Here is a 4,877-nt window from a genome sequence, read left to right as displayed (position 1 = left end):
CCATTCTGGTCGTGCTGTCGATGATCACAGGCGACTTTCTGGCGATGTCGTCAACGACAGACAATGTGCGACCTTCCGCGAAGCCGAATGCCTGGAAGATCGGAGAGCTGACCATCGCCGGCGTTCTGATGGGGATGTTCGATCTGGCGTTTTGTGTCGGTGTGCTTCTGGTCGGCAAGTTCGATCTTCAGCTTGGGATCGAGCCGCTGCGCACCCTGACACTGGTCAATCTGGTGTTCAGTGGACAGGCGATCTACTATGTCGTTCGCGAGCGCCGTCGTCTGTGGTCGTCGAGGCCGAGCACGATCGTATTGTTGTGCTCGCTCCTGGACATCACGATCATTCCCACGCTGGCCCTGAGCGGAATTTTGATGGCGCCGCTGGGCTTGCCGATCATTGCCAGCGTCTTTGCCGGCGCGGTCGTGTTCGCCTTCGTGCTCGATGGCGTTAAATCTCTGATCTTCAAAGTCCTGAAAATGGGCTAGTTGGGCCGTTCAGTCAACGAACATGCCGGGTCGTCGGGCGCGCGCCGGATGCCGTGATCAACAAAATAGCGATCGATCGTGGCCGGGTTGGCCCCGCCGTCGGCGAGCGCGACATAGCTGTCGGGCCGGAGCAGATAGAGGGCGTCACGGGCGAAGCCCACATTCGCATATTCGGCGCGCCAGGCGAACACGTGGAGCGCGAGGTTTTGCCCGGTGCACCATGCGGAAAGCGCGGCATCGGCCGCGCCATAGACATGGACTTGCCAGTCCGTGCCGCCAAGCGTGCTGAAATTGTCCACGCCATCAATCGCGACCCATGGCAGGCGATCGCCGCCGTGAATATGCCCGGCAACACCCCGGCTGAGCGGGCCGTCACGATAGTTCAGCATGATCTGGGAGACGGTCCGGAACATGAACTCGCGCACCGCCTCGAAATGGACCGCGAGCGGAAACAGCACCGGCACCACCCGGGTGCGCAGGATATCCGCGATGCGGCCCTCGGCCGAGGCAACGCTGAACACGCGATCGGTCGTTGCGACGAGCCGCCGGGCAAAACCGATTCGTTCGGCCTCATAGCTCGCCAGCAGCGCGTCGGGTGCGAGCCCTTTCAGCACCGCTGCCAGTTTCCAGGCGAGGTTGATGGCATCGCCGATCCCGGTATTCATGCCCTGACCGCCGGCGGGGCTGTGGATATGCGCGGCGTCACCGGCCAGAAAGACCCGGCCTTTCCGGAAATGCTCGGTTACCCGGTGATGTACGTGATAGGTCGAGAACCAGTTGACTTTGCCGACCTGAATTTTGAGATGGTTGATCGCGCGATCGCTGACATCCTCGAATTTCAGGCTGTCGGCGCGATCGGCGCGTTGGTCACGCACCGTTCCGATCAGCCGCGCGCGTCCTGCTCCGGCCAGCGGGAAGACGCCGAGGAAATCTGCCTCGTCCAGATCGATATGCAACTCGCCATTGAGCGGGGGACCCGTGGCATCGACGTCGGCAACGTAGAACAATTGCCGATAGGTGCCGCCGGGAAAGCCGGTGCCGATGCTTTCGCGCACGCTCGAGCGCGCGCCGTCGCAGCCCGCGAGGTAGCTCGCTTCGCAATCCTGCTGCTCGCCGTCGCTGCCGCGGAGGCGGGCGACGATACGGTCCTCCCGCTCGCCGACGCGCGTCAATTCGATGCGACGCTGGACGGTGACGCCGAATGCCTGTAGCCGCTCGATCAGGAGACGTTCGTGCTGGTCCTGCGGAAAGATATGGAGGAAGGGGTAGGGCGTCAGACCGACACCGATCTTTTCAAACGCAAGATGTGCAGCCTGTGTCCCCTTGACCCAGAGGTTGACGGCGGGGACCTGATGACCCCTGCTGATCACGGCCTCTGCGAGGTCGAGCTGGCGGTACAGTTCGAGCGTGCGCGCTTGCACCGCGAGCGCACGCGAGGTTGTCCCCGGCTCAGCCGTCTTGTCCACGATGCGAACCCTGATGCCGAGCTTGGTCAGCCAGAGCGCCAGCACGAGACCCGTGGGGCCGGCACCCACGATCAGGACATCGATTTGCGCCATTTGCCTCTCCTTGCGCTGCAAACGCGGCAATCACCGCTTTGATCCGAGGCTGCAAAGGCTGCCATCCAAGGCCATGATCCAAGGCTATAATCCAAGGCCTCGATCCAAGGCCGCGGGCCCGATCCGGCATGCCCCTTGCATCTCACGAGCCCGATCTGTCTTCCAGAGTTTGCCTCACAGGAGCCCTCCATGACCGTCACGGCGACCGCGCCGATCGCAGGCATCGAGCGCAGCAACATCAGTTCAATCGTATTTGCGAGCTGCCTCGGGACCATCATCGAATGGTATGACTTCCTTGTCTATGCAACAGCGGCGGCGCTCGTTTTCAACAAGGCGTTCTTTCCGACCTTCGATCCGCTTGCCGGCACACTGGCGGCGCTGGGCAGCTACGCCGTCGGCTTTCTCGCCCGCCCGCTGGGCGGCGCCCTGTTTGGCCATTTCGGCGACCGGCTGGGACGCAAGTCCATGCTGGTCCTGACGCTGTTCATCATGGGGCTCAGCACGTTCGGCATCGGCCTGTTGCCCACCTACGCCTCGATCGGCGTGTTCGCACCGATCCTTCTGGTCGTGCTGCGCATCATCCAGGGCATCGGGCTTGGAGGCGAGTGGGGCGGGGCCTCGCTGATGGTGCTCGAGCACGCGCCGCCCGACCGCCGCGGCTTTTACACGAGCTTCGTCCAGGTCGGCTTCCCGATCGGATTGGTGCTGGCGACGCTGGTGTTCGCCCTCGTCGCCAAATTGCCCGATGCCGATTTCGCAGCCTATGGCTGGCGCATTCCATTCCTGGTCTCAATCGTGCTGCTCGCAATCGGGACCTTCGTCCGGTCGCGGGTGCCGGAGACGCCGGTCTTCGAGGGGCTCAAAGTTCGCAATGGACTCTCGGACAACCCGGTCGGCGAAACGCTCGCCGGAAACACCAAGACCTTCCTGATCGCGGTTGGCTTAAAGCTCTCCGAGGTGTCCTGGGTCTACATGCTCACCGTGTTCGTCGTGGTTTATGCGACGACCAAGCTCGCCCTGCCCAAGCCGCTGATGCTCGATGCCGTGATGTATGCTGCGCTGTTGGAACTGATCAGCCTGCCTTTGTTCGGCTGGCTGGCCGACAAGATCGGCCGGCGGCCGCTCTATATCCTGGGCGCATTGTTCACGATCCTTTTCGCATTCCCATTGTTCTGGCTGATCCAGAGCAAGAGTGCGGGGCTGATCTATGTTGCGGTCATCATCGCGATGAATTTCGGCCATGGCATGATGTTCGCGCCGGAATCCTGCTACTTTCCCGAGCTGTTCGGGCCGCGCGTCCGCTACAGCGGCGCGTCCTTCGGATTTCAGCTCTCGGCGGCGCTTGGTGGCGGCTTTGCGCCGATCATCGCAACTGCGATGGTCGGCTATTTCGGCGGCACGGCCGGCGTGTCGCTGATGATGATCGCACTCGCGCTCATCACGCTTGCCGCGGCGCTCGCCGCGCGCGAGACCAAGGGCGGCTCGTTGACGTAGTGACAGAGCAGAACGGCGTTGAGGTTTGGCATTTTCATCTATGACGGGGTTGAGCCGATTGATCTCGCCACATTCGGCGTGCTGTCGATGGCGCGCCGCATCGCTCCCGAGATCGAGATCTGCACCATTGCGCCGCGGGCAGGGTCGATCGTGCTCGCGAGTGGGCTCAAGGTCATCGCCGATTTCGGCGTCGACGACGCGCCCGCTTGCAACCTCGTCATCGTCACTGGCGGCCCGGGGTGGCCCGCACAAGCGGAGGCGCCGGCAACGCTCGACTATATCAGGCGGGTTCATGCGTCGGGCCGCATCGCTTCCGTCTGTACCGGTGGCATGATACTAGCGGCGAGCGGCATCCTTGACGGTGGCGCCGCCACCACCAAACGCGAAGTCGTGCCGCCTGAACGATCGCCGCTCGAGGCGATGCGCGCCGGATATGACGCGATCGATGTCTGTGAAGCGATGCTGGTGGATCGAGGCGACGGGCTCGTGACCGGCGGCGGCGTAACACTCTGTATCGACACCACCCTGCATCTGCTTGCGACCATGCTGGGGCCGCGGGTGGCCAACGAGACCGCGCGCATCATGGAATATCAGCGCGCCTGGCGGGCCAATCGCATCGAGTTTCCACCCGTGCTGGTGACGCGCTGAGGGTGTGAGAGCCGGAAAAAGAGGCCGCCCGGCGTGGCGGCCTCGATCGCTCTAGGACTTAGTGCTCCCACCACCACCAGTCGGCGTGCGCCCTGCGCCAGTCGGCATGACGTTGCTCGTTCCTGCCGATTATCATGCCGAAGCGGATGCAGGCCTTGCGGTCGCCTTTTTGGCAAAGCTGATGATAGCCGATGATCTCGGCTTCCATGGCATCCTGGGCATGGGCGGGTGTCGTCATCATCGCGGCGGTGCCGGAAATTCCGGCCGTGATCAACGCAACAGCCATCAACGGCTTGAGGATCATCTTATCTCCTGTTCAAATGCAGCCCCGGCGCGACGCTAGGGTCGGAACCCTGAACGCAATCTGAACCCTTCGGTGGACGCCTGCGATCAACGGGCCGCATCCGGCCTTCTGTCACCGGTAAGATGTGCTATCGTCTGGTTCAAACAGGCTGCGGCAGAGGAAACGCAGTGCAACATGCGGGGAGAGGCGATGCTGGAGCGGCAATGGTGGCAGCGCAACTGATGAAACGCGCGATTGCGCTCGCCGGGGCTGCACTGTTTGCCGCGCCGGCCCGAGCGGCCGCCCCGCCAGCCTGTCGCCGTCACGCCGGCATTGATCGGCCGGCCCGCCAAGCTGGCCGGGGTGAGCGTTGCAAGCGCTCATCACCAGAAGGAACCACGCTCGGGC

The 4,877-nt window shown here is 63.2% G+C and carries 4 protein-coding genes and 1 pseudogene; 3 read left to right on the top strand and 2 right to left on the bottom strand.

Annotated elements, in window-relative coordinates; all coding sequences use genetic code 11:
* Nucleotides 1–485, top strand: a pseudogene (locus WCB02_RS22285) (HAD-IC family P-type ATPase); the annotation flags it as partial.
* On the opposite strand, the gene WCB02_RS22280 reads toward WCB02_RS22285, so the two are convergent.
* Entirely contained in the window at nucleotides 482–2,044 is a 1,563-nt protein-coding gene (locus WCB02_RS22280) for an FAD-dependent oxidoreductase (protein WP_423961476.1), read from the bottom strand. The pseudogene WCB02_RS22285 and the gene WCB02_RS22280 overlap by 4 nt on opposite strands.
* A 189-nt stretch (nucleotides 2,045–2,233) precedes the next feature.
* Here WCB02_RS22280 and WCB02_RS22275 point away from each other — a divergent pair, with 189 nt between their 5' ends.
* Nucleotides 2,234–3,538 (top strand): MFS transporter, encoded by a 1,305-nt coding sequence (locus tag WCB02_RS22275; protein WP_423961474.1) that lies wholly within the window; start codon nucleotides 2,234–2,236, stop codon nucleotides 3,536–3,538.
* Nucleotides 3,539–3,556: 18 nt separating this feature from the next.
* Complete coding sequence (locus tag WCB02_RS22270) at nucleotides 3,557–4,186, top strand: DJ-1/PfpI family protein (protein ID WP_423961472.1); 630 nt, start codon at nucleotides 3,557–3,559, stop codon at nucleotides 4,184–4,186.
* 58 nt (nucleotides 4,187–4,244) lie between these two features.
* Here the strand turns inward: WCB02_RS22270 and WCB02_RS22265 are convergent, their stop codons facing one another.
* Nucleotides 4,245–4,490 (bottom strand): hypothetical protein, encoded by a 246-nt coding sequence (locus WCB02_RS22265; protein WP_423961471.1) that lies wholly within the window; start codon nucleotides 4,488–4,490, stop codon nucleotides 4,245–4,247.
* Nucleotides 4,491–4,877: the final 387 nt, after the last annotated feature.

The organism is Bradyrhizobium sp. (genome assembly GCF_049581145.1).
In the GTDB taxonomy this organism is placed as follows: Bacteria; Pseudomonadota; Alphaproteobacteria; order Rhizobiales; family Xanthobacteraceae; genus Bradyrhizobium.
The sequence above is the reverse complement of the archived record's forward strand: the minus strand, read 5'-3'. Positions and strand labels throughout refer to the sequence as shown.